The sequence below is a fragment of the Actinomycetota bacterium genome, from assembly GCA_005774595.1.
Taxonomy (GTDB): Bacteria; Actinomycetota; Coriobacteriia; order Anaerosomatales; family D1FN1-002; genus D1FN1-002.
On sequence record VAUM01000476.1, the window covers coordinates 1 to 1,153 of the forward strand.

The 1,153-nt window shown below is 72.7% G+C and carries 1 protein-coding gene; it reads left to right on the top strand.

What is annotated here, in order from left to right; translation table 11 throughout:
- Positions 1–20: 20 nt before the first annotated feature.
- Positions 21–1,153 (top strand): hypothetical protein (locus FDZ70_11100; GenBank protein TLM65452.1); only part of this gene is annotated, 1,133 nt, incomplete at its 3' end.

Consider the following 1,153-nt stretch of genomic DNA (forward strand, 5'->3'; position numbering starts at 1 on the left):
GCCCTCGCCGTGCCCCGTGTATGCTGTCGCACATGCCCCGCCGCATCCTGACCGCCGCGCTCACCTGCCTGCTGACCGCCACCGCGGCGGCGCCGGCGTCCGCCGCGGTCGTCGGCTTCTTCGACGGACACGCGGCGCAGGAGGCCATCCTCTCGGAGATGGCGCTGCACCCGACGGCGATCGACGTCGATGGGACCACCGTCATCGCCTATCAGGGCGTCGGGTTCGACCCGTACGTCTGCTCGTACGATGCGGCGAACGATGCGTGGGACGGCCCGTACCGCGTCGGAACGAACCTGCTCAGCCTCGACGCGCACGGCGCCCCGGCGTTGTTCCGCGACTCGCTCGGGCGCCTGCATGCGCTCCACGGCGCGCACAACGGGCCGCTCGGGCACTCCGTCGCCCCCGGCACCGCCCGGCTGGACTCGTGGTCTTCGCTGTCGGTCGTCGACACCGCCGCCACCTATCCCCAGCCGCTCGAGATGGGCGGCGGAGAGGTGCTGCTGTATCACCGAGGACGCGGCTACGACTGGTTCGAGCGGAACGCATCGGGAGAGTGCACGACGTTCTCGGCGCCGCGCGCCGTCCTGAAGGCGGACCAGGAGAACCGCTGGTACGCGGATTTCCGGAACGCGCCCGACGGCACGGTGCACGCGGCGTTCGTGCGGGTCAGCGTCGCGGAGTACGAGCAGTGGGGGTTTGCGAGGCACGACGTCTACCACATGCGCCGCGCGCCGGACGGCTCCTGGGCCGCGGCCGACGGCACGCCGCTGACGCTCCCGGTGGACCGCGCCGAGGCGGACGCGCACTGCCGCATCCTCGACACCGGCTCCGACTGGGCCAACGAGGTGTCCGTGAAGACCGACGCCGCCGGCAGGCCGCTCGTGCTCGCGCTCACCGGCTTCGGCGCGGGCCCACGAGCGTTCTCGTGGCGGCTGCTGCGATGGGACGGCGCCGCGTGGCGCTCATCGGAGATCACCTCCGCCGACCACTTCTTCGACTCAGGCGCGCTGCGCGTGTGCGAGGACGGCTCGCTCGAGGCGTTCCTCGTGTACGGGGAGAGCGACGCGGCGGGCGGGGCGCCGGGCGACTGCCGTGGCCGCGGCGGGACGATCGGCCGCTTCACCTCGGATGACGAAGGAGTGACCTGGGA